Raw genomic sequence first — 22077 nt, 5'->3', positions numbered from 1 at the left:
CGGATCAGCGCCCGGGGCTGCGCGGATCCCATAGCAGACGTGTTAGCCCCTGCTCGTAGGCCATCCCCCGGGGAAAGCTCACCAGCTCCAGCTGCAGCCCCCAGGGCGCCAGGAAGTACACCCAGGTCAGGCCCCTGGCCGGCCCGTCGGTGAAGGTAGAGGGCGTGTCCAGCACCTGCACGCCGCGCGACTTCAGGTAGTCCACTGCAGCGTCCATGTCGTCCACGTAGAACGCCAGATGATGTCCGCCGACATCGCTGTTTCGCGGCAGGCGGCGATTCTGGTCCGGCGCGCTGTATTCGAATACTTCTAGGTTGGTGCCGTTGCCGCAGCGCAGCATCTGGAAGTCGCGGATGGCCGCGCGCGGATGCACGTTGAGGTGGCGCTCCATCCAGTCGTCATCGAAGCGGAACTCGCCGAAGGTGAAGTAGGGCTCGCAGCCGAGCACCTCGACGAAGAAGGCAACCGCCTCGGTCAGGTTCGGTACGGTGATGCCGATATGCTGCATGCCGCGCATTCCCGGCAGAGCGTTGTTGGTAGCGTGCGTGTGGGTCATGAGGGGTTTTCGCCTGTTGTTGTTCGGGATTCGGCAGCCCGTGCTGCCGCCACTGCCCGTGCAGGCTCGATGCCACTCACCAACCAATTGATTTCTAAAATAAATTGCACCACGGGCGAGCGATCAGCGTGTAAAGCTTTTACAGTTGTAAGGTTTTACAACGGATCTATGCCTCATACGGTACGCGTCCTTTCCGAGAGGCTTGAGGAGGACGGTTGCTCACTGGAAGAACCCTCTCCTTACTGCTGTAAGCGAGAGGCTCGAGCCGGTACTGCCGATTCGAGCCTCTCGCGTTGAATGGAGCACAGTGAGACTAAGAAGTGGTGCCACAAAGTCGCTCCCCATATTACTTGGGTACGATCATACAAGGCCTAGTCAAGCACGCCCGCCAAGGAGAGAGGCTGGAACGTATGTCCCGAGCGACATACTCAATCCTGGTCTGGATATTCAGGCGGCCAAAGGCCGAGAGCCACTCCGCCAGCCCAGCAGACTGTGGCCGCACAAGGCCAGAAGAATGATGGTGCCGCCCAGCAGAACCTGACCGCTTGGAGCCTCGTCGAGCAGCCACCAGACCCACAAGGGTCCCAGTACTACTTCCAGAAGCAGTAACAGGCCCACTTCAGTGGCACTGATCCAACGCGGCCCCAGCTGTATCAGCATAAACGCCAGCGGCAGCAGCACTCCGGCCATCACTGCCAGCACCAGCCACTGCTGCACGGCAAAGTCCGGAGTACCACCAAAGACGAAACCTAGTAGCGACACCAGCAGCGCTCCGGGGATCAATGCAGGGCTCATGTCCACCGCCGGCTGGCTGCGTGCCAGAGTGAAATTGCCAGCCAGCAAAGTGGCTGCCACCAGGGCCAGAAGATTTCCGCTCAGGCTGCTGCCCGGTGACTCATCCACGACGATCAACAGCACGCCACCCAGGCACACCATAATAGCCATCAGAGTGTGCAAGGCCAGGCGCTCGCCCAGCCAAACCCAGGCCAAGGCGGCAGCAATCAGAGGCGACAGACTGAAGATCAGCAACGTACTGGCCGCCCCGGCCAATCCCATAGCATGCACAAAACACAGGGTACTGAAGCAGTAACAAAGCGCACAGCCAAGGCCGGTCCAGCCACACCGGTGAAATGCCCCAGGCAGCTCAGTACGATAGCGCCAGGTCAACAGCAAGCTGAGCCCGAGCGCCATCAGCAGGCCGCGCCAGGCCAGGATCTGCATGGCATCACCGGCCAACCAGCGCAGCACCAGGGCATCTGGAGAGATTACCAACATGCCCAGCGTAGTGAGCAGCAAACCCTTCTGTCTGTCACGCATCCCGGTATTCCTTCAAGGCCATCCAATGAGCGGCTACAAACTCCCCTCTCAGCGCGGCCCCCAGCTGTCTACCAGCAAGCTGCCAAAGCCCGGCGGTCGGTGTACGCAGCCTGCCAGTTGCAGGGCATGCCAGAACAGCGCCTGGTTACTTGAGATGACCGGCAAACCGAGACGCTTTTCCAGTGCATCAAGCAGGCTCAAGGTACGTAGGTTGGTACAGGCGAGAAACAGCGCATCGACTCGTTGACCGGCGAGCAGCTCCAGTGCCGCTGCCTTGATTGCAGCAGCCGGGATACGCGGAATCTCGGCGTCATCCAGCACGGCGAAGGTGCCGAAGGCCACCACTTCGTGACCGGCCTGCTGCAACCCCTGGTGAAGTGGGTAGTTCACTTCACCGATATAGGGTGTCAGCACGGCAATGCGCCGCGCATCGAGGCCGCGCAAGGCGGCTTTGACCGCGCTCCAGGGATTGCTTACTGGTACCCCGGGATGAGCCTGACTAAGCAGGCGAGTCACCTGCTGCTCGCCGATCAGCATACTGCCGGAGGTACAGCCGAACGCCAGCACATCCAGCGCTAGCCCTGGAACCAACAGGGAGCTGGACTGGGCAAGATTCTGCGCCAAACCGCGCAGCCCTTCGGTGGTCACGGTAGGGCTGCAGGGGGTGCGCGTACTGTACAACTCGACCCGCTCGCCGAGCAGTTGACGCCATTCGTTCTCCAGGGTGAAGTCACTGGCCAGCTGCACCAGGCCGATGCGCACATGTCCGTCATCCGTTGTGCGCTGGAAGGGGAAGATCCGTTGCAGACTCTGGAAGTCGGCGAAAGAGAGGCTCATTTCAGACTCCCTCGAGTAGACGCGCAGCATAGTTGGCGATTGCGGTATCCTGCACACCCGTACCTGTCAGGTCGCACACACTGATCTGTTCGGCACTGCTGCGCAGGGAGCGGCCCGCGGCAATCAGGCTGCCTAGTTCGAATACCTCACGCTGCAGCGCCGGGGCATGATGCAGCTCGCCAAGAGCCTGCGACTGGCTGAGGCGGTCGACCACCACAAGGTCGGCACTGGCCAGGATGGTGGGCTCCAGCTCGTTCTTGTGCGGGTTGTCCGAACCCATGGCGGTGACGTGGATACCCCTTGGCAGGTCGCTCCAGCGCAGCACCGGTTCGCGTGCCGGGGTAGTGGTGACCACGATGTCGGCCTCGGCGCAGGCGCTGGCGGCACTGGTGTGCACGGTCACCGGCAGGCCGTGATGGGCACGCATATGAGTGGCATAGGCCTCGGCCTTGGTGTGGTCGCGGGCGTATACATGTACTTCATGGATATCCCGAACCAAGCGCAGGGCCGCGACCTGTAGTTCGGCCTGCAGGCCGGCGCCAATCACCGCGACGCTGTGCGCATCGGCGCGGGCCAGGTGCTTGGCGGCGATGGCGCCGGCCAAGGCGGTACGGATGTCGGTCAGGTAGCCCTCGTCGAACAACACCGCCTCGACCAGCCCGGTCTTGGCCGAGAACAGCAGCATCAGGCCATTGAGGCTGGGCAAGCCCAGTTTGGGGTTGTCGAAGAATCCAGGGCTGATCTTGATGGCGAAACGCGGCCAGCCACGGATATGTGCGGTCTTCACATCGACCTCACCGTTGCTCTCGGCGATGTTCATGCTGAGGATCGGCGGCATCTCCACCTCGCCACGACCAAGGGCAGCGAAGCCGGCCTCGACCGCCTCCAGGGCAGTCGCATCGAGCTTGACCCGCTCTGCGATCTGCTTGCGCTTATAGATGTGCATAGGGACGCTCTCCAGCCAGGCGGCAGGCCTCGGCAAAGGTTTCATTCGACAGGTTCTGGCCGCTGACCACAAAGGCCACACGCCGCCCCGACAGCTCCAGGCGATGCTGTTCGACGGCGGCAACACCTACGGCAGCGGCGCCCTCCACCAGCATCTTTTCTTCATGTAGGAAATGCAGCATGGCGCGGGCAATCTGTGCCTCGTCGACCTTGTAACCGCGATCCATGTAGCGCTGGGTCATGGCCAAGGTCCAGGCGTTGTCCAATCCGATACCGCCTCCCAGGCTATCGGCCAGCGAGTGCACCTCTGGCACTTGCAGCGGATGGCCGGCGGCGAGACTGGCGAGCATCGCCGCCCCCTCGCGCATGCTCACGCCAACCACCTCGGCGGCAGGATTGACGCTCTTGACCGCCAGGCCGAGGCCGGCGATAAGGCCGCCGCCTGAGAGACCAGCGAACACCAGGTCGATGTCCGGCTGCTCTTCCATGATTTCCAGGCCACAGGTGCCCTGACCTGCGATCACCAGCGGATCGTCGAAAGGCGGAACATAGGCCAGCCCCTGTTCATCACGCAGGCGGCGTGCCTCGCGATCGGCGTCATCCTGGCAGTCGCCATGGATAACCAGTTCGGCGCCGCTCTGTCGCAGCGCCTCGACCTTGTTGTTTGGCACCAGGTGCGAAATGCATACCGTGACCGGGATGCCCAGGTGCTGCCCAGCATAGGCAAGGGCGCGGCCGAAATTGCCGGTGGACATGGTCACCACGCCACGTTCCCGCTGCATGGGCTCAAGACCGAGCAGTGCATTGAGCGCGCCACGCAGCTTGAAAGAGCCGGTAGGCTGCAGGCAGTCCAGCTTTAGCCAGACTTCGCAGTCCCAGCGCCGCGACAAGGCTTCGGAGCGCACCAAGGGTGTACGCAGGGCCAGCCCGGCGATACGCCGGCGGGCCCGGTAGATATCCTGCAGGCTCAGTTGTTGTTGCATACCAATCCCCAGAGAAGCGCTTTAAACCAAAGCGGCGGGAGACTCCCATGTATCCCCGCCACGTTACCTAGTTGCCTTATTTGGCCTGCCAGGCGCCGCTACTGATCAGCTTGTCGGTGACCTTGTTCACCGCACGCTCGGCACGGGCAACGATGTCGTCCACCTCGCCACGGGTGACCACCAGCGGCGGAGCGAAGCCGAGGATGTCACCGTGCGGCATGGCACGAGCGATCAGTCCCTCTTCCAGGCAGGCTGCGGAAACCATCGGACCGACCTTGAGGTTGGGGTCGAAGTGTTGGCGCTTGCTACGATCGCTGGAGAACTCCAGAGCGGCGAGCAAGCCGATGCCACGAACCTCGCCGACCAGCGGGTGCTCAGCGAAAGTCTGCTGCATGCGCTGCTGTAGGTAGGCCCCGGTATCCCGGGCATTGCCAGTGAGGTTCTCTCGCTCGATGATATCCAGGTTGGCGATGGCCGCCGCAATGCCCATGGGGTGCCCGGAATAGGTGTAGCCGTGGCCGATGGCTCCGTAGGTATCGGTGCCCTGCTCCAGTACTTGCCAAACGCGCTCACCGACTATTACCCCGGACAGCGGCTGGTAGGCCGAGGTCAGCCCCTTGGCCACGGTGATCAGGTCCGGTTTCATCTCGTAGTATTGCGAACCGAAGTCGACACCCAGGCGGCCAAAGCCACAGACCACCTCGTCGGCGATCAGCAGGATGTCGTACTTGTCCAGCACCTTGCGGATCTCCGTCCAGTAACCCTGCGGAGGCGGCACGATGCCGCCGGTACCGAGCACCGGTTCACCGATCATCGCCGCGACCGTATCCGGGCCTTCGGCGAGGATCATCTCCTCGAGTTGCTGCGCACAGTAGCGGGAGAATTCCAGTTCGCTCATGGCGTCGTCGGGACGACGATAGTAGACCGGCGCCACGGTGTGCTTGATGCGTTCGAGCGGCAGGTCGAAGTGAGCGTGGAACACCGGCAGGCCGGTCATGGAACCGGAGGCGATACTCGAACCGTGATAGCCACGGTCGCGGGAGATGACCTTCTTCTTCTCCTTACGGCCGAGGATGTTGTTGTAGTACCAGACCAGCTTGAGCTGGGTTTCGTTGGCGTCCGAACCGGACATGCCGTAGTAGACCTTGCTCATTCCCTGGCCGGCGAGCGCGACGATACGCTCGGACAGGGTGGCCATGCCCTCGGTGGTGTGGCCGACGTAGGTGTGGTAGTAGGCCAGCTGCTTGGCCTGCTCATAGATCGCCTCGGCCATCTCGTTGCGGCCATAGCCGATGTTCACGCAGTACAGGCCAGCGAAGCCGTCGATGAACTGGTTGCCCAACGAATCCTGGATACGGATGCCCTGGGCGCCGGTGATGATCCGCGCCGGGCTCTCGCCATGGGCATGTTGCTTGAGATGGGTGGAGGCGTGAAACACGTTCTGGCGGTCGATCTCGATGATCTTCTGGGTGTCGATGGTCATGGCAGTGCCCTCATGGAATTCGTTTGTGGTTGGTGCCGTTGCGGTTTTCCGGCGAAGACCGCGTATTCAGTAGGTTTCAGTTATTGGAAACGTAGCGAGCGCTGGCCAGGTGGCGCATCGCGCATGACGCCCGCGCAGATCTCAACTGCCGCTTGCACTGGGCAGACCACCCAGGCAGTAGTACTTGATCTGGCTGTACTCATCGAGGCCATGGCGTGAGCCCTCACGGCCGAGGCCGGACTGCTTGACGCCACCGAATGGCACGGGCGGGCCGGTCATCTTTACCGAGTTGACGCTGACCATGCCGAACTCGAGGCCGCGCAACAGCCGCCAGACCGGTCGCATGTCGTGACCGTAGACGTAGGCAGCCAGACCGTATTCGGTGTCATTGGCCTGGGCGATCAGTTGCTCCAGGTCGTCCCAGGCCAGCACGCCGGCCACAGGGGCGAAGTTTTCTTCCCGATACACACGCATATCCGCGGTCACATCGGCCAGCAGGGTCGGCATGAAAAAGTTGCGGCCCGGCGCCTGGCCCTGGTCACCGACTAGCAGGCGCGCGCCCTTGGTCACTGCGTCGTCTACCAGTTCCTGGGCCTTGGCCACCGCCTTGGCGTTGATCAGCGGCCCCTGATTGACCCCGCGGACCAGACCGTTGCCCACTGTCAGCTCGCCCATGCGCCGGGCGAAGGCCGCCAGAAACGGTTCATACAGTGAGCGATGAACGAAGATGCGATTGGCCGCAAGACAGTCCTGGCCAGTGGTCTGGAACTTGGCGTCGATCGCCGCCTGGGCAGCCTGCTCCACGTCCATGTCTGGAAGGACGATGAAAGGCGCGTTGCCGCCCAGCTCCATCGAGCACTTCTTCACCGTGGCCGCAGCCTGCTGCAGCAACAGGCGACCGACCCGGGTCGAGCCGGTAAAGGACAGTGCCTTGACCTTGTCGCTGGCACAGAGCACCTGGGAGACCATCTCCGGCTCGCCAGTAATGACGTTGAAAACTCCGGCGGGGAAGCCGGCACGCTCCGCGAGCTCGGCCAGGGCCAAAGCGGAGAACGGCGTCTCGCCAGCCGGCTTGACCAGCACAGTGCAGCCTACAGCAAGGGCCGCGGCGGCCTTGCGGGTAATCATCGCGCAGGGAAAGTTCCACGGCGTGATCAGCGCGGCAACGCCGATCGGCTCGCGTACGCTGCCCAGTTGGGCGTCGCGAATGTGGCTGGGGATGGTCTCGCCGTAAGCGCGCCGCGCCTCCTCGGCGAACCAGCGAATGAAGGACGCGGCGTAGTCGATCTCGCCACGGGCCTCATCCAGCGGCTTGCCCTGCTCGAGGGTCATCAGCCTGGCCAGGTCTTCTTTGTTCTCCAACAGCAGATCGTGCCATTTACCGAGTATCACGCCACGTGCGTCCACCGACAGCGCACGCCAGGCCGGCAAGGCGGCTTGCGCCGAATCGATGGCGTGCTCTATCTGGTTCGCGTCCAGCTGGGTGCAGCGCCCGATTGTTTCTTCGCTGGCTGGATCGATGACCGCTTCATCGCGCCCCTCGTGACCGGCAACCCATTTACCGTTGACGTAGGCCAACTGGCGAACCAGGCGTGGATCTTTAAGCATGTGCATGGACGGTATCCCCTCTACTTGCTTTGCGCAGCGGGTTCGCGGCGCAAGGCGTGGTGCGTGTTTACGGCTTCCACTTTAGGGTTTGCCAGTCAGCGATTTTTTCTCTTCAAAGGGGGCGGGTGGGCTGTTTTTTTTCTTTGCCGGTGGCGTGCTGATGTTTTTTTCTGCACCACGGGCCAGGCACGAAACGGCAGCATCAAGGGGGGACAGGGTGGCTTACAGAAATGCCGGCTAGGCTTCTTCTTCACCGTCTAGCATCAGCGGAGGTTCACTGTGTTTGATGGTCTTGGTCACGATGTAAGTGAAGTAACGCTCGATGCCCAAATCGGTCATCAGCCAGCGGTCGATAAGGCGCTGGTACTGGTCGATGTCGCGCGCCATGACCTTGACGATATAGTCGATGCCACCACCAGTGGCGTAGCACTCGGTGACTTCAGGACATTCCTGCATGGCATTTTCAAAACGCTGGAAGGCTTCACGGTTGTGCTGTTTAAGGCTGATCTCGACCATCACCGAGGCACGTTTGAGCAGAATCTCGGTATTCAGCTGAGCACCGTAGCCGCGAATGATTCCGGCCTCCTCGAGACGTTTGACCCGCTCCCAGCAGGGGCTGATAGATAGGTTGATGGCTTCGGCCAAGCTGGACTTGGTGATCCGCCCATTGCACTGCAGGATGCGCAGAATCTTCAGGTCATAGCTGTCCAGACGCATAAACGGCTCCACGGCGAAAAAGGCCGCACCCCGCCACAGGGGCGAGGTTGCTCGGCATAAGTGTTGCTGGGATCGATCTGCAGCATGGCTCTCGTTGCGCCTAACCCATCCTGCATGCCTGCCCAGAACGTTGGCCCGCCCCGAACAGAGCAACACTGCAAAAAAACCGGCGGAGTGGCCCGCCGGCAACAGGGGTTACTGCTTTTCCAGCTCCATGATTTCCTGCTCCAGGGCCTTGAGCACAGAGCCGGCTTCGGGGCCGGCTAGTTGCACCAGCTTCTCGCGCATAGGTTGACTGGCTGCGCGGAAAGCCGCTTGCTCGTCTTCGGTCAGACGCACCAGCTGGATACCCGGTTTGGCCTGTTTGATCTTTTCCAGACGCTCATCGTTGTACTTGGCCTGAGTCTCGAAGATGTAAGGCGCCAACTCCTCCACAGTCTCGTCGATAAGTGCACGCTGCTCCGCAGGCAGCCCCTGGTACCAGGACTCGCTGGACAGGACGGCAACCGTGAACTGTTGGTGTCCCGACCAGGTCATGACATCGTTGACCTCATAGAACTTCATTTCCTCGATGGCGAAAACCGGGTTCTCCTGGCCATCGATCATCTTCAGCTGCAGAGCCCCATAAACCTCGGAATAAGGCAGCGGAGTGGGGACAGCACCGAACGACTTATAGGTCTCCACCAGCATCGGTGAGGCCATAACCCGCATCTTCACGTTGGCGAAATCGGCCGGCTTGCGCACCACCTTGTTGGTGGTCCAGACCATATCGCCTTCCGGGTACATGCTCAGCAAACGCAGGTTGCGGGTCTTCAGCTTGTCGGCAACAGGCCCGTAGATTGTTGGGCTCTCGGTCAGCAGCTTGAGGTTCACCGCATTGTCCTGGGATAACAGGTAGGGCACCGAGAACACCTGCATGCCTGGAGCGGTGGAACCAAGAATGCCGGTCGAGCCATGGGTGAACTGCAGGACACCGTTAGCCACAAGCTCCGTGAGATCTTCCGACTCGCCCAGCGCACCGTATGGATAGACAGTAACGCTGATCTTGCCACCGCTCTTTTCCTCGATCAGTTGCTTGAACTTCTGAGCGTAGGCGTCCTGCACGCTGCCGCTGATTTCCTCAAGGGCAAACTTCCATTCCTCTGCAGCCGCCAGGCTCGCCTGGCCAATCAGGGTCAGCCCCATCGCTGCAGTCAGGACCACTTTCTTCAGTGTGCTTAGGGTGCTCATGGTGAGGTCTCCGCTTACTGTTATTGTCATTTGGTTGCGACCGGACCTGCCGGCCTCTAGCTTTCGACGATGTCGGCGATTACCGCCAGGGTGTCGCCGATGTCCACCAGTGCGGGAAAACGCCGGGCAACCAGGAGCCCATCCCGTTCCGCACGATATTCCACGGCCGGCGTGCCGGTGCGCTCGAACGCATGTACCCGCGCAACGAGGTCGCCTCGCTTGAGGCGATCGCCCAGGCTACGGGTGAGTTCGAGAATGCCGCGATGGGTGCTCTGCACGTAGCAACTGGCATCGGGCATATCCAGTTGCAGCCGCGGCTCGTCGGCAAGCTCCAACTCGCCAGCGAGAATCCCGGCAAACTTTAGGAAGTTGCGCACACCACGATCGGCCAGGGCCATGGTTTCGGGGGTGCTGGTGCCGCCGCCACGCAGTTCGGTGGTGACGAACACCTTGCCCTGGGACTCCACCGCCGTGTCGTACAACGAAGCTGCATCCAGCTCGAAGAGAATCATGCTGGCGGCAGTACCGAACAGGCGTGCACCTTCGATGCACTTGGCCTCCTGCTGTGCGTCCGGTAGTCGGTGGGCTGCGGCGAACGGCAGGATGTCCAGGGTCTTGCCACCGGAATGTATATCCAAGGCATAGTCACACAACGGAATCAGGTGCCGCTGAAAGTAATCGGCGATACGCTCGGTCATGCTCCCTGTAGGGTTGCCGGGGAAAGAGCGGTTCATGTTGCCTTTGTCGATCGGCGAGGTACGGCTGCCGTTCTGCACGGCCGGGTAGTTCATCGCCGGGACGATGATCACCCGCCCCTGGACGTCCTCTGCCCGCAGCTCTCCAGCCAGCTTGAGCAACGCGGTGATGCCCTCGTATTCGTCGCCGTGGTTGCCGCCGGTGAGCAGCGCGGTAGGACCCACGCCGTTCTTCACCACGCTGATGGGGATCATGATGCAGCCCCAGGCCGACTGGTCATGGGAGTACGGCAGCTTGAGGAAGCCGTGCTGCACACCGTCTCGCTCGAAATCGACCGTGGCACTGAGGGTGGTGGCACGAACCTCGGCAACGCTCGACCGCGTGTTTGCCTGCAGTTCCGCTTCGGATGAAATATTCATGGTTGCGCTACTCATCTCAGGCCTTCACGAATAACTGTCGCGGGAAGTCGCAAAGGGTTTCCACCCCGCTCTCGGTAATCAGGATGCTCTCGGTGGTCTCCAGGCCCCAATCATCCAGCCAAAGGCCCGGCATAAAGTGGAAGGTCATGCCAGGTTGCAGCACCGTGGTGTCGCTCTCACGCAGGCTCATGGTGCGCTCGCCCCAATCCGGCGGATAACTCAGACCGATTGGATATCCGCAACGGTTATCTCCGCGATCGTAACCGTAACGGCGCAGGGTGCTGTTCAACTCCCTGGCGATGTCACCGCAGGTATTGCCCGGTTTGGCGACCGCCAGACCCGCCTCCAGGCCAGCGTTGATCGCCTCCTCGGCCTTGCGAAAAGCGGCTGACGGTTCGCCCAAGTAAAGAGTGCGCGACAGCGGGCAGTGGTAGCGTTTGTGGCAGCCGGCAATCTCGAAGAAGGTACCTTCCCCCTTCTTGAACGGGCGATCGTCCCAGGTCAGGTGCGGCGCCGAAGCGTCCTTGCCTGAAGGCAACATGGGCACGATAGCTGGGTAGTCGCCGAACTTACCCTCGTGACCGACACAGGCAACCCGATAGATTTCACCTACCAGCACGTTCTTCGGCAGACCCGGTTCGACCATTTCGATGATCGCCCGATGCATGTTCTCGACGATGCGCGCGGCCACACGCATGTACTCGATTTCCAGCGGCGACTTGACCGCTCGACACCAGTTGACCAAGCCAGTGGCATCGACCAACTGTGCCTGCGGCAGACCACGTTGCAGCGCCTGGTGCGAAGTGGCGCTGTAGTAGTAGTTGTCCATCTCCACGCCGATCGTGCCGCTGGTCCAGCCTCGTGCCGACAGTATTTCCTGGCACAGGTAGTCGAGGGCGTGATGCGGTGGGTTCATCACGTAGCGGTCGCTGTAGGAGGCGATATCCTCCTCCGACATGTAGACGGTGCGACGCGCGCCATTGGCATCGATGCCACGGCCGTACCATAGCGGGTTGCCGTGCTGGCCAATCACCACGCATTGCGGAGTGTAGAAAGACCAGCCGTCATAACCGGTAAGCCAGGCCATGTTGGATGGATCATGCACGATCAGCGTCGTGACCCCCCGCTCAGCCATGGCGGCACGCACCTTGATCAAACGCTGGGCATACTCTTCACGGCTGAAATTCAAAGCGATTTCACTCATGACAGCATCTCGAAAATGAACGCGACGGCGTTCAGGTCTCTATCCAACCGCCCGCACCATCCGGGCGGTTATGCAATGTACTGAAACCTGCTAGAGTGACCGCATCAAATGCAGGTCAATCCGCATGGATCACATATTTATTATCAGTACACTTTTCGTCAAGGACTTTATTGAACTATGACAATAGACCTGAAGCCCTTCATCCGCTCTGGCCAGCCCAAATACCTGGCCATCGGCAACGCCCTCAGTGAAGCGATAAATGCTGGCGCATTGCAGCCCGGCAGCAAGCTGCCGACCCACCGAGAGCTGGCCGAGGTCCTGGGGGTTAGCGTGCAGACGGTAAGCAATGCCTACGCACATGCCGAAAAGCAGGGTGTCGTCTACGCCCAGGTGGGCAGCGGCACCTTCGTGCGCAGCCGCCACGTCAGCCACGAATCGGACTACCTGTCCACCGACGAACACGATGACCCCAGCCGGGGCATCGACCTGTCCACCGCCCATCCGGTATGCACGGCCCGCCATGTCAAGCTCTACCGCGAGGGCCTCGAACGCCTGTCCCGCGAGGGCCGCGATGATTTCATAACATCCTTCCACCCGACCCAAGGCCTGACCCTGCACCGTGACGTGGTCTGCGCCTGGCTAGCCCAGCAGAGAATGCCGGCCAACCCCGATCACATGTTGTTCTGCAATGGCACCGCGCACGCCCTGACTATTGCCATGACGACGATACTCAAGCCAGGTGACACGGTACTCTGCGAACACGAGACGGGCATGCTGCTACTGGCCTTGGCGCAAACCCTGCACTTCAATCTCAAAGGCCTGGCCACAGACGACCAGGGCATTCTGCCCGATGCGCTGGAAACCGCCTGCCGACAGGGGAGCGCGCGGGTGCTGTTCTGCACCCCGACCATGAACAACCCCAACAACAACACCATGAGCCTGGAACGACGTCAGGCGATCGCCGAGCTGGCCCGGCGCTACGACTTGACAGTGGTGGAGGACGACGTTTACGGCGCGCTGCAACCGGACCGCAGCCCGCCACTGTCGGCGCTTATTCCGGAGCGCAGCTTCTACGCCACCAGCCTGACCAAGGTGACCTTGCCTGGCATGCGCGCCGGCTACCTGATCACCCCGCCACACCTAGTGCAGCAAGCCATAGGCCGACTTCGCAGTACTACTTGGATGGCCACCCTGATGCCCTTCGAGATCGCCAGCTGGTGGATGCAGGACGGCACCCTCGACCGCATGATCACCTTTCAGCAGCAGGAGTTTGCGGCACGCCAGCAGATGGCCTGCGAACTGCTCACCGCCTGCCGCTACAAGGCCCATCCCAACGGCATGCATATATGGGCCGAACTGCCGGCGCACTGGCAACCGGAAAAATTCGTCCGCCGGGCACGCCAAGAAGGCGTGATGATCTTTCCGGCGGAGCCGTTCCTGGCCACCGCCGATCGCAACAACCCGTTCGTGCGCATCAGCCTGGGCGCCGAACAGAGCCGCTCGCGCGTTCAGGCAGGACTGGCCACGCTGAATGGGCTGATGGAGGAGATCCCTCCCCCCATGCATTTCGTGTTCTGAAATGACGCACAAAGCAGTTCATGCACCATGAAATAGCACACATGTACTGATTCAAATATTGAATTGACATGGTTTTTTCACAGATGTACTGTCTGGCCTCCACAACAAAAAAAATGCCTGTCGCCATGGCAGCAGGCTGGAGGTGGCAATGGCTTGGCTACATAAACTGGACTGGCTGCTGGAAAAGCTTGAGGCGTTTATCCTCGCCAGCGCGATCCTGCTGATGGCGCTGAACTCGGTCGGCAATGTATTTGGCCGTTACTTGTTCAACCAGAGCCTGTACTTCTCCGAGGAACTCAATCAGTTCCTGATCATCTTCGTCACCTTCATCGGTTGCAGCTATGCCGCGCGGCACAACCGCCACATCAGCATGAGCGCCTTCGTCGAGCAGTTGACTGGCAAGCCTGCCGCCGCCAGCCTCCTGCTGATCAATCTGCTTACCGCCGCCCTGCTGATGTGGCTGACCTGGGCATCCATTGGCTACGTGCAATCAGCCGCGCGCGTTGGCCGCGCCTCATCGGCGTTACAGTTGCCGCTGCATTACATCTACCTGGTCATTCCACTGGGCTTGGGTATGAGTGGCCTGCAGTTCCTGCGCCACGCCTTCATTCAGTTGCTGGTACTGCTCGGCTGCCGCGAAGCACCGCCGCGGCATGTCGACGTCCCCCTCCCCCCGCAAGCCTGAGTACGCACAGCATGGATATGACTACTGCTCTTCTGCTGATCATGCTGGTCCTGCTGCTGGCGGGCTTCCCCATGATGACAACCCTGTTGGCGGCCGCAGCGGCCGGCTTCCTGTTTTTCTTCAACATGGGGCCGGAGTTCCTAATCCAGCAGATGATCGCCGGCATCCGTCCGTCAGCCCTGGTGGCAGTACCGATGTTCATCCTTGCCGCCGACATCATTACTCGCGGGGCCACGGCCAATAGACTGCTGGATGTCGCCATGGCTTTCGTCGGCCACGTGCGGGGCGGCATGGCAGTCACCACTGCTCTGAGCTGCGCGATGTTCGGTGCCTTGTCCGGCTCGACCCAGGCGACGGTGGTCGGGGTGGGCAGCATCATGCGGCCGAAGATGCTGCAACAGGGGTACAAGGACAGCTTCGCCATGGCACTGATCATCAACGCCTCGGATATCGCCCTGCTGATTCCGCCGAGCATCGGCATGATCATCTACGGCGTGGTCTCGGGTACATCGGTGGCCGAACTGTTCATCGCCGGCATTGGCCCTGGCTTACTGCTGATGGTGCTGCTGGCTGGTTACTGCTACTTCTACGCGCGGCTGGCAGGCATTCCCCGCAGCGAGAAATTTAGCTGGCATGAGCGGCTGCGCACATGCCGTCGTGCCTTCCTGCCACTGCTGCTGCCAGTGATGACCATCGGTGGCATCTACACCGGGGTCTTCAGCCCTACCGAGGCAGCTGCGGTGTCAGTGCTCTATGCGCTGATTCTGGAGGTGTTGATTTTTCGCCGGGTCAAGCTCAGTGATCTGTCGAGCATTGCAATGTCCACCGGGCTGATCACCGCCGTGGTGTTTATCCTGGTGGCCGCCGGCTCGGCCTTCTCCTGGGTGATATCCTTCGCTCAGATCCCCCAGCAGATCCTCAGCGGTATTGGTTTGATGCAGGCTTCGCCGACCGAACTGCTGATCATCATTTCGATCGCCTTCTTTATCGGTTGCATGTTCGTCGACCCGATTGTGGTAATGCTGATCCTCGTGCCGATCTTCGCCCCGGCGGTGCGCATGTCCGGCCTTGATCCGGTGCTGGTTGGCACCATCATCACCTTGCAGGCGGCCATCGGCTCGGCCACACCGCCTTTCGGCTGCGACATCTTCACCGCTATAGCGATATTTCGACGGCCCTACTTCGACGTAATCCGTGGCAGCTTGCCGTTCTTCCTCATCTTGCTGCTGATGTCGGTACTACTCATCATGTTCCCTCCAATCACCTTGTTCCTGCGCGATCTGGCCTTTCGTTAGAGCCTGCTCCCATGCAGACTCTGGCATGGTCATAAATGCATCGTGCACATCGGTGATAGCTTCAAAACGCCGTGGCTCTTCCGTCGAATCAGCAATGGAAGAAGCCAGGCAGAACACTCCCTTAGCAACTGACGAACCGGTCGATGCTGCTGACCAAGTTGTTTCCCATAAGAAAGTCACCTTCCGAACTCTGTTCCGGAGCCGCAGCCGCGTCGTCGCCGGACGCTCAACGATGCGGCCCTGGTCGAGCAGATCAAGCTGGCCGTGGGCGCGTTGCCCAGCTATGGCTATCGCCGGGTCTGGGGCCTGTTGCGTCGGCAGCATGAGCAGCAGGGCCAGCCATCGGTCAATGTGAAGCGGGTTTACCGCGTCAGGCACTGGCGTATACCACCAACTCCACCAGCATTTCCTCAAGGGCCAATCCGGCGATGACCACGGCGGCCCGATTCGGGTAGGGCGCCTGAAAGTATTCGGTGTGGATCGCGTTGACCTTGGCCAGGTAGCTGCGGTCGGTGACGTAGATCAGCACCTGGGGCACCGCCTCCAGGCGCAGCTCAGCGCATTCGACACTGTGCACGAGATTGTCCAGTGCCTGGCGGGTCTGCACCTCGATACCGCCAGCACCACCTGGCCCAGTGCGTGGACAGGTATCTGTGCGGTGTACAGGGTGCCATTACCGATCACCGCCCATTCCAGCGGGGCTCTGGACGGGAACAGCTGGGCTTTCACAGCCTGCTTTATGGAGTACTCCTCTGGCGAGAAAGAGAGGGAATCAGCAACCCCCGCACTCCCCAAAGCCAGGGACTAGAGTTGCTGCGCGTCGGCCATGTGCTTGGCGATCCGCGGGGCGTTCCACAACGACGGCAGCAGGATCAACGACGAAGAGGTGTTCGCCTACATGCAGCGTTAGCTCGGCTCCGGCCGCGTCAAATTGGCGGTGCTTGTGGAGCTGACGCAGCAGGCCTTCCCGGAGGTTGCCCGGGAACGCATCGTGCACTGCTTACAGCAACTCGACTCGCCGTTGCGCAAGCGCTGAACTAGCCCCCGACCCGAAACGATTCACCGCCAGAACTGGTGCTGGCTGAGTGGTCCACGGCGACCGAGATAAGGCTACCGCCGGTCGGCAAAACTGTTCAAAAAACGAACAACAGGTCCATTTCACGCTCTGACTCAACTAGTGAGTGTTCGAGCGTCCCGCCTCGTTTTCCCCACCCCCCTGGAGCAAGCCCCCTTCATGTGCCGAACTGCGCAGGGGGAGTTTCATGCCCAAGAATTGGAGGACGGAAATGTCCAGTCATTCGTTTCAGAGCATCGAGCGCATGCCCGTCAGCGTCCGTACCCAGCGTCAGGCGCAACAGCTGTCCTTCTGGAGCCGCCTGATCGGCATCGCCGCGCCGCCCTCGCACAGCTGGCGCGGCGGCATCAAACTCAAGGGCTACAAGCAGTTGTCCAACGCCACGCCGATCATCCGGCTGCCGGCCGACCACCTGCTGCTGACCATCCCGCTCGAGCGCGGTCGCCGCTGCGCCCAACCCTGCGTCGAGCCGGGCCAGTACGTGCGCAAGGGCGAGGTGATCGGCCGCGGCGATGCCAATACGCCCTGGGTCCATGCCAGCACCTCCGGCACCGTGCAAGAGATCGGCCCGGCCTTCGCCGCCGACTCGGCCGAACCGGTGCTGGCGGTGACGCTGCGCGCCGATGGCCTGGATGCATGGGCCGAGCGGCCCCCGCTGGCGCCCCCGCAAAGCGTCGAGGCCCTGGTCGAGCGGGCGCTGCAGATGGGCATCGTCGGCCTCGGCGGCGCGGGTTTCCCCACCGCGCTGAAGCTGGCCGGCGCCGAGCAGCCCGACCTGCTGCTGATCAACGGCGCCGAGTGCGAACCCTTCCTGACCTGCGACGACCGCCTCATGCGCGAACGCGCCCAGGCGCTGATCGAGAGCGCCGACTACCTGGCTCACCTGCTCGGCATCAGCCAGACCCGCTTTGGCGTCGAGACCAACAAACCCGAGGCAATGGCAGCGCTGCGCGAGGCCGCCATTCAGGCGCGCACCTCGGTGCAGATCCGTCCGCTGCCGACGCGCTACCCGGCCGGCGGCCAGCCGCTGATGATCAAGAGCCTCAGCGGCCGCAACCTGGCCCCCGGTGCGCGGCCCGCCGAGATCGGCGTGCTGGCGCTGAATGTCGCCACCCTCTATGCCCTCGGCCGCGCCGCGCTGCACGGCGAGCCGCTGGTCTCGCGCGTACTGACCCTGACCGGCGACTGCAAGCGCCCCGGCAACGTCGAGGTGCCGATCGGCTATCCGGTCACCGCCCTGCGCGCGGTGGCCGGCGCCCGTGCCGACGGCCAGCTGACCCAGGTCGGCGGTCCGATGATGGGCCAGCCGCTGCCGGCCCCCAGCGCGGTCATCAGCAAGACCAGTAGCTGCCTGATCTTCGCCGCCGAGCGCTACCTGCCGGCGGCCAAGCCCGCCGCCAGTTGCATCCGCTGCACGCGCTGCGTGGACGTCTGCCCGATGTCGCTCAGGCCACTGGACCTCTACAACGCCGCGCAAAACCAGGATCACGCCAGCCTGCAGGCGCTGCGCCTCGATGCCTGCATCGAATGCGGCAGCTGCAGCAGCACCTGCCCGAGCAACCTGCCGCTACGCGACAGCTTTCGCCAGAGCAAGATGGAGATGCGCCGATGAGCCTGGTCAAGTCCCCAACCCCGCGGCGACTCAGCACCCTGATGCTGCTGGTCAGCCTGTGCCTGCTGCCCGGCACCGTGCTGTATGCCTGGCAGTTCGGCACCGTGGTCTGGATCCAGACCTTCTGGTGCGTGATCCTCGCCTTTGCCTTCGAAGCCGGCCTGCTGCGCCTGCGCGGGCAGGATGTGGCTCAGGGCCTGAGCGACCTGAGCTGGCTGGTGTTCGGCCTGATCCTGGCGCGCGCCCTGCCGCTGCTGGTGCCGCTGTGGATGATGGCGCTGGCCAGCTTCGCCGGCCTCGCCCTGTGCAAGCACGCCAGTGGCGGCCTCGGCCGCAACCGTCTCAACCCGGCCATGGTGGGCCTGGGGATCATCGCCATCTGCTTCTATCAGCAACTCCACCCGGCGCCGACCAACCAGGGCGCCTGGACCCTCGGCCTGGACGCCCGCGAAGTGCTGCTGCAGCAACTGCACCTGGCACCGCGCCTCAACCTCGACTCCTTCGCCGGCGCCACCCAACTGGCCCTCGACGAGTTCAACCCGATCCCCCCCAATCTGTCCGGCTACGGCTATGTGGCAGGCGGCCTGATCCTGGCGGCGCTGCGAGTGATCCGCATCGAGATTCCACTGGCGATGCTCGGCAGCCAGGCCTTGCTGTGCATGGCCGCCGGCCACAGCCTGCAGGAAAGCCTGTACAGCCTGAGCCTCGGCGGCTGCCTGTTCACCGCCTTCTTCATTGCCACCGACCCGGTGACCAGTCCCGACAGCCGCGCCGGGCGCATCCTGTTCGGTGCCACCATCGGCGTGCTGACCGAGTTGATTCGTGAGTTCGGCCTGTACGCCGATGGCCTGTGCTTCGCGGTACTGGCCGCCAACCTGCTGGTGCCGCAGATCAACAGCCTGGTGCAACGGGTGCAGCGTCCCTGGTACCGGCAGCAACCGGTGCCGGCCCTGGCCGGCTGACCGGCCGGGCCCGGGCGAGGACTAGCTGCCGTAGACCTTCTGCGCCGGCACGGCCTGCTGGACCAGTTGCGCCACCGCCGGGCCAACCTCCTCGGATAGCCAGCGCCCGCCCTTGTCCACCTGCGGGCCGCGGCGCCAGCCATCGGCGATGGACAGCTTGCCGCCCTCGACCTCGAACAGGCGCCCGGTGACGCCGGCGGAGGCCTCGGAGCCGAGCCAGACCAGCAGGGGCGCGACGTTATCGAGGGCGAAGTAGTCGAAGCCAGCCTCCGGCTTCTTCATGGTGTCGGCGAACACCTGCTCGGTCATGCCGGTGCGCGCCGCCCGGGGCGTGAAGCTAGCTCAGAGTTGGCTCGACAACGCCCGCAGCGGCTGGCTATGGGCGATCATGATCGCCGAGCGTGATCTGCTGCCTTGCGCGATGGAAAGGCGCGCCTTTGAGGTTGGATTCCTAAGCCGCATTCACCAGCGAATCTGTTCTCGGCAGCCCTGATAGCCGGCCGGAAGCCTCCCTGGCTCAACAGAAGGCCTCTATATAGAAATATTCCTTCACTTTTAATATAAAAGCGAAGGAATAGCTCTATTTTTACGCCAGCACTGACAAATCAAGAGAGCATAGATGCTATTATCTCTTCACCTTGTCTTCCTTTATGAAAGAATATTTCTCCATGGCAAAGCGAACCGCCCCACTGCTACCCGCAACGGATCGGCTGCTCGAAGGACTAGGCGAGCGTCTGATGCTCGCGCGCAAGCGGCGCAAGATCACTGCTAAACAGATGGCCGAGCGGGCCGGGATGTCCTTGCCGACACTCAGGTCTCTTGAGCAAGGCAGTGCAGGCGTGACCCTAGGCGCCTACATGGCCGTGCTGCAAGTGCTGGGGCTGGAAAAAGACCTCGCCCAGGTCGCGCTGAACGATGAACTGGGCCGCCACTTGCAGGACACGGCACTGTCGCCTGCAAAGTCCGGGGCTGCCAGGAGCCCAACGGCTGCTGCAAGCCGCCCCGCCCCTCAACGACGCCCCCAGAACCCTACTGTACCAAGCTCGCTTAAGCCGGCAGACGCCAAATCCCAGCGTCCGCCGTCCAACGCTGGCAAACGGGCGACTTCCAAGGCACATCCGGCCGACAAGAAAATCATTACCGGCGCCGACCTGGCGGCCCAGTTGATGGGGGAACTCGATGGCTAGCCAGATATTAGTCTTCGCCGATTGGGCGGGGCTTGCTGGTCCCCAGAGGCTTGGCACCCTGCATTGCCAGCGCACACGCGGCAGCGAGCGGTTCGAGTTCGAATTCGTCGACTCGGCACTAGCCGGCCTGGTACATCAAGCACTGCTTGACCCGAGACTCCAGCCCTTTGCTGGCCGCCAGTTCCCCGCACAAGGCGCCGCGACCTTCGGCCTGTTCGCCGACGCCTCTCCAGACCGCTGGGGGCGCTTGCTGATGCGACGCCGGCATGAACGGGATGTGCGAACTGGAGTGGCCGCAGAAAGCTCGAAGCTGTTCGAATCCGACTACCTGCTGGGCGTGCACGACAGTTTCCGTGTGGGCGCCATTCGCTTCAAGACTGATGTCGATGGTCCGTATCTGGACAACCACCACGATATGGCCGCACCGCCGATGACCAGCATGCGCGAGCTTGAGGAGGCGTCCAGGCGCTTCGAGCAGGGCGAGGACATGAGCAACGGCCGAGATTGGTTGAGGATGCTGATAGCCCCCGGCGGCTCACTGGGTGGCGCCCGGCCAAAGGCCAGCGTGGTAGATCCGGACAATGCCCTGTGGATCGCCAAGTTTCCCAGCAACAACGATGAACACGATGTCGGCGCCTGGGAGATGGTGGTCAATATCCTCGCCAACGCCTGCGGTCTACGCGTGGCAGAGGCCACTGCGGGGAAGTACGCCAGCAACCATCACTGTTTCATGGTCAAGCGCTTCGACCGCACCCCAACGGGCGAGCGGCTGCACTTCGCCTCAGCGATGACCATGACGGAGCACGTCGATGGCGAGGACCACTCAACTGGCGTCAGCTACCTGGAAATCGCCGAGGTACTGATGCGCCACGGTGCCACGCCAGAGGCCGACCTGCAGGAACTGTGGAAGCGTATCGTTTTCAACATGCTGGTCAGCAATACAGATGACCACTTGCGAAACCATGGTTTCATCCTCGTCCCGGGCAAGGGCTGGCAGCTCTCCGCCGCCTACGACATGAATCCGGTGCCCTACGCCGACGGGCTGAAGCTCAACGTCTCCGAGTTCGACAACGCGCTCGACCTGGATCTGGCCCTGTCGGTGGCTGGTTACTTCCGACTCAAGCAGCAAGACGCTCTGGAGATCATCGAAGACTTTCGCACTAAGGTTCGACTGCTCTGGCGGCCTGCGGCCAAGAAGCTCGGGATCAGCGTCAAAGAGCAAGGCCGAATGGCCTCGGCATTTCGCCTCGCCGAGTAATTCTGGATGCCGTCACCAGCCGATGGTGACGCCCCTACCTCTCCACGAGCAGGGGTTCTTGCCCCCTCAAAATCAAGAAAAATAGACGGTTTCCACCCGGCCGCTACGCTGGGTGGAGCCTCCGCGATTTTTCCTGATTTTTTCACGACCGCCTTAGTCGCCCTAGTCGGCGGTGGTTCATGCGCAGCGCAAGCGTAGAACCCTGACCGAGGAAACCACCAGCTCTCGTCTCAGCGCAACCCCACGATTAGCACTCTTCCTCACTGGATTGCTCATTGGCCTGACGCTGCTTGGACTACTGCTCGGGCCGACACCCTGGAGGTTCGGGATAGCTATATGAATCGCCCCGGCTTTCCTAGACACTCTCCAAGCTCTGGAAATAACGCTTTTCAAACTCCACTGGCGATAGCTGCATAGCGCTGCTGTGCCG

Annotated in this window: 19 protein-coding genes and 3 pseudogenes; 9 read left to right on the top strand and 13 right to left on the bottom strand. The window is 62.0% G+C overall.

The features are described 5' to 3' along the window. Positions 1–4: 4 nt before the first annotated feature. From ACIGFL_RS23915 to doeA, 11 genes are all read right to left on the bottom strand, one after another. Positions 5–556: a VOC family protein gene (locus ACIGFL_RS23915; protein ID WP_397498787.1), complete on the bottom strand. Its 552-nt coding sequence runs from the start codon at positions 554–556 to the stop codon at positions 5–7. A gap of 447 nt (positions 557–1003) precedes the next feature. Beyond that, complete coding sequence (locus ACIGFL_RS23910) at positions 1004–1873, bottom strand: DMT family transporter (RefSeq protein ID WP_397498786.1); 870 nt, start codon at positions 1871–1873, stop codon at positions 1004–1006. Between the two features lie 48 nt (positions 1874–1921). Then, positions 1922–2710: an aspartate/glutamate racemase family protein gene (locus ACIGFL_RS23905; protein ID WP_397498785.1), complete on the bottom strand. Its 789-nt coding sequence runs from the start codon at positions 2708–2710 to the stop codon at positions 1922–1924. Position 2711: 1 nt separating this feature from the next. Continuing rightward, complete coding sequence (locus ACIGFL_RS23900) at positions 2712–3656, bottom strand: cyclodeaminase (protein WP_397498784.1); 945 nt, start codon at positions 3654–3656, stop codon at positions 2712–2714. Then, entirely contained in the window at positions 3643–4638 is a 996-nt protein-coding gene (eutB, locus tag ACIGFL_RS23895; protein ID WP_397498783.1) for a hydroxyectoine utilization dehydratase EutB, read from the bottom strand. Before eutB ends, ACIGFL_RS23900 begins: the two co-directional genes overlap by 14 nt. Positions 4639–4714: 76 nt before the next feature. Beyond that, on the bottom strand, positions 4715–6121 hold the full coding sequence (locus tag ACIGFL_RS23890; RefSeq protein ID WP_397498782.1) for an aspartate aminotransferase family protein: 1407 nt from the start codon (positions 6119–6121) through the stop codon (positions 4715–4717). A 141-nt stretch (positions 6122–6262) separates the two neighbouring features. Further along, positions 6263–7735 carry an NAD-dependent succinate-semialdehyde dehydrogenase gene (locus ACIGFL_RS23885; RefSeq protein ID WP_397498781.1) on the bottom strand — a complete coding sequence of 491 codons (1473 nt, stop codon included), beginning with the start codon at positions 7733–7735 and terminating at the stop codon, positions 6263–6265. A gap of 231 nt (positions 7736–7966) precedes the next feature. Next, positions 7967–8446 carry an Lrp/AsnC family transcriptional regulator gene (locus ACIGFL_RS23880; protein ID WP_397498780.1) on the bottom strand — a complete coding sequence of 160 codons (480 nt, stop codon included), beginning with the start codon at positions 8444–8446 and terminating at the stop codon, positions 7967–7969. 195 nt (positions 8447–8641) lie between these two features. Next, the gene (gene dctP / locus ACIGFL_RS23875) at positions 8642–9676 is read right to left on the bottom strand and encodes a TRAP transporter substrate-binding protein DctP (protein WP_397498779.1); all 1035 of its coding nucleotides are present in this window, start codon (positions 9674–9676) and stop codon (positions 8642–8644) included. Between the two features lie 56 nt (positions 9677–9732). Beyond that, positions 9733–10791, bottom strand: a complete 1059-nt coding sequence (doeB, locus tag ACIGFL_RS23870) for a N(2)-acetyl-L-2,4-diaminobutanoate deacetylase DoeB (protein ID WP_397484984.1) — start codon at positions 10789–10791, stop codon at positions 9733–9735. Between the two features lie 16 nt (positions 10792–10807). Further along, positions 10808–11995 (bottom strand): ectoine hydrolase DoeA, encoded by a 1188-nt coding sequence (gene doeA / locus ACIGFL_RS23865; protein ID WP_397498778.1) that lies wholly within the window; start codon positions 11993–11995, stop codon positions 10808–10810. 177 nt (positions 11996–12172) lie between these two features. Here doeA and ACIGFL_RS23860 point away from each other — a divergent pair, with 177 nt between their 5' ends. The 4 genes and pseudogenes from ACIGFL_RS23860 to ACIGFL_RS23845 form a co-directional block, all read left to right on the top strand. Beyond that, positions 12173–13573: a PLP-dependent aminotransferase family protein gene (locus ACIGFL_RS23860; protein ID WP_397498777.1), complete on the top strand. Its 1401-nt coding sequence runs from the start codon at positions 12173–12175 to the stop codon at positions 13571–13573. A 148-nt stretch (positions 13574–13721) separates the two neighbouring features. Further along, positions 13722–14258 (top strand): TRAP transporter small permease, encoded by a 537-nt coding sequence (locus ACIGFL_RS23855; RefSeq protein ID WP_397486230.1) that lies wholly within the window; start codon positions 13722–13724, stop codon positions 14256–14258. 17 nt (positions 14259–14275) lie between these two features. Beyond that, the gene (locus ACIGFL_RS23850) at positions 14276–15553 is read left to right on the top strand and encodes a TRAP transporter large permease (protein WP_036992045.1); all 1278 of its coding nucleotides are present in this window, start codon (positions 14276–14278) and stop codon (positions 15551–15553) included. 210 nt (positions 15554–15763) lie between these two features. Next, positions 15764–15925 (top strand): annotated as a pseudogene (locus tag ACIGFL_RS23845) (IS3 family transposase); the annotation flags it as partial. On the opposite strand, the pseudogene ACIGFL_RS23840 reads toward ACIGFL_RS23845, so the two are convergent. Further along, positions 15924–16294 (bottom strand): annotated as a pseudogene (locus ACIGFL_RS23840) (RidA family protein). The pseudogenes ACIGFL_RS23845 and ACIGFL_RS23840 sit on opposite strands and share 2 nt — an antisense overlap. Before the next feature lie 545 nt (positions 16295–16839). On the opposite strand from ACIGFL_RS23840, the gene rsxC reads away from it, so the two are divergent. Together rsxC and ACIGFL_RS23830 are read left to right on the top strand one after the other, a co-directional pair. Next, positions 16840–18240 (top strand): electron transport complex subunit RsxC, encoded by a 1401-nt coding sequence (rsxC, locus tag ACIGFL_RS23835; protein WP_397498776.1) that lies wholly within the window; start codon positions 16840–16842, stop codon positions 18238–18240. After that, complete coding sequence (locus tag ACIGFL_RS23830) at positions 18237–19202, top strand: RnfABCDGE type electron transport complex subunit D (RefSeq protein ID WP_397498775.1); 966 nt, start codon at positions 18237–18239, stop codon at positions 19200–19202. Before rsxC ends, ACIGFL_RS23830 begins: the two co-directional genes overlap by 4 nt. 21 nt (positions 19203–19223) lie before the next feature. Here the strand turns inward: ACIGFL_RS23830 and ACIGFL_RS23825 are convergent, their stop codons facing one another. Next, on the bottom strand, positions 19224–19511 hold the full coding sequence (locus ACIGFL_RS23825; protein ID WP_397498774.1) for a hypothetical protein: 288 nt from the start codon (positions 19509–19511) through the stop codon (positions 19224–19226). A gap of 16 nt (positions 19512–19527) precedes the next feature. Here ACIGFL_RS23825 and ACIGFL_RS23820 point away from each other — a divergent pair. From ACIGFL_RS23820 to ACIGFL_RS23810, 3 genes and pseudogenes are all read left to right on the top strand, one after another. After that, a pseudogene (locus tag ACIGFL_RS23820) lies at positions 19528–19695 on the top strand (LasR-specific antiactivator QslA); the annotation flags it as partial. Positions 19696–19870: 175 nt separating this feature from the next. Then, complete coding sequence (locus tag ACIGFL_RS23815; protein WP_397498773.1) at positions 19871–20389, top strand: helix-turn-helix domain-containing protein; 519 nt, start codon at positions 19871–19873, stop codon at positions 20387–20389. Next, complete coding sequence (locus ACIGFL_RS23810) at positions 20382–21647, top strand: type II toxin-antitoxin system HipA family toxin (protein WP_397498772.1); 1266 nt, start codon at positions 20382–20384, stop codon at positions 21645–21647. Before ACIGFL_RS23815 ends, ACIGFL_RS23810 begins: the two co-directional genes overlap by 8 nt. Positions 21648–22077 lie beyond the last annotated feature (430 nt).

It is taken from the genome of Pseudomonas sp. NPDC077649, assembly GCF_044542855.1.
Lineage (GTDB): Bacteria > Pseudomonadota > Gammaproteobacteria > Pseudomonadales > Pseudomonadaceae > Aquipseudomonas.
The sequence above is the reverse complement of the archived record's forward strand: the minus strand, read 5'-3'. Positions and strand labels throughout refer to the sequence as shown.

Coding starts and splice junctions, on each gene's coding strand:
- ACIGFL_RS23915 (WP_397498787.1), bottom strand. CDS start 556: ATGACCCACACGCACGCTACCAACAACGCTCTGCCGGGAATGCGCGGC.
- ACIGFL_RS23910 (WP_397498786.1), bottom strand. CDS start 1,873: ATGCGTGACAGACAGAAGGGTTTGCTGCTCACTACGCTGGGCATGTTG.
- ACIGFL_RS23905 (WP_397498785.1), bottom strand. CDS start 2,710: ATGAGCCTCTCTTTCGCCGACTTCCAGAGTCTGCAACGGATCTTCCCC.
- ACIGFL_RS23900 (WP_397498784.1), bottom strand. CDS start 3,656: ATGCACATCTATAAGCGCAAGCAGATCGCAGAGCGGGTCAAGCTCGAT.
- eutB (WP_397498783.1), bottom strand. CDS start 4,638: ATGCAACAACAACTGAGCCTGCAGGATATCTACCGGGCCCGCCGGCGT.
- ACIGFL_RS23890 (WP_397498782.1), bottom strand. CDS start 6,121: ATGACCATCGACACCCAGAAGATCATCGAGATCGACCGCCAGAACGTG.
- ACIGFL_RS23885 (WP_397498781.1), bottom strand. CDS start 7,735: ATGCACATGCTTAAAGATCCACGCCTGGTTCGCCAGTTGGCCTACGTC.
- ACIGFL_RS23880 (WP_397498780.1), bottom strand. CDS start 8,446: ATGCGTCTGGACAGCTATGACCTGAAGATTCTGCGCATCCTGCAGTGC.
- dctP (WP_397498779.1), bottom strand. CDS start 9,676: ATGAGCACCCTAAGCACACTGAAGAAAGTGGTCCTGACTGCAGCGATG.
- doeB (WP_397484984.1), bottom strand. CDS start 10,791: ATGAATATTTCATCCGAAGCGGAACTGCAGGCAAACACGCGGTCGAGC.
- doeA (WP_397498778.1), bottom strand. CDS start 11,995: ATGAGTGAAATCGCTTTGAATTTCAGCCGTGAAGAGTATGCCCAGCGT.
- ACIGFL_RS23860 (WP_397498777.1), top strand. CDS start 12,173: ATGACAATAGACCTGAAGCCCTTCATCCGCTCTGGCCAGCCCAAATAC.
- ACIGFL_RS23855 (WP_397486230.1), top strand. CDS start 13,722: ATGGCTTGGCTACATAAACTGGACTGGCTGCTGGAAAAGCTTGAGGCG.
- ACIGFL_RS23850 (WP_036992045.1), top strand. CDS start 14,276: ATGACTACTGCTCTTCTGCTGATCATGCTGGTCCTGCTGCTGGCGGGC.
- rsxC (WP_397498776.1), top strand. CDS start 16,840: ATGTCCAGTCATTCGTTTCAGAGCATCGAGCGCATGCCCGTCAGCGTC.
- ACIGFL_RS23830 (WP_397498775.1), top strand. CDS start 18,237: ATGAGCCTGGTCAAGTCCCCAACCCCGCGGCGACTCAGCACCCTGATG.
- ACIGFL_RS23825 (WP_397498774.1), bottom strand. CDS start 19,511: ATGACCGAGCAGGTGTTCGCCGACACCATGAAGAAGCCGGAGGCTGGC.
- ACIGFL_RS23815 (WP_397498773.1), top strand. CDS start 19,871: ATGGCAAAGCGAACCGCCCCACTGCTACCCGCAACGGATCGGCTGCTC.
- ACIGFL_RS23810 (WP_397498772.1), top strand. CDS start 20,382: ATGGCTAGCCAGATATTAGTCTTCGCCGATTGGGCGGGGCTTGCTGGT.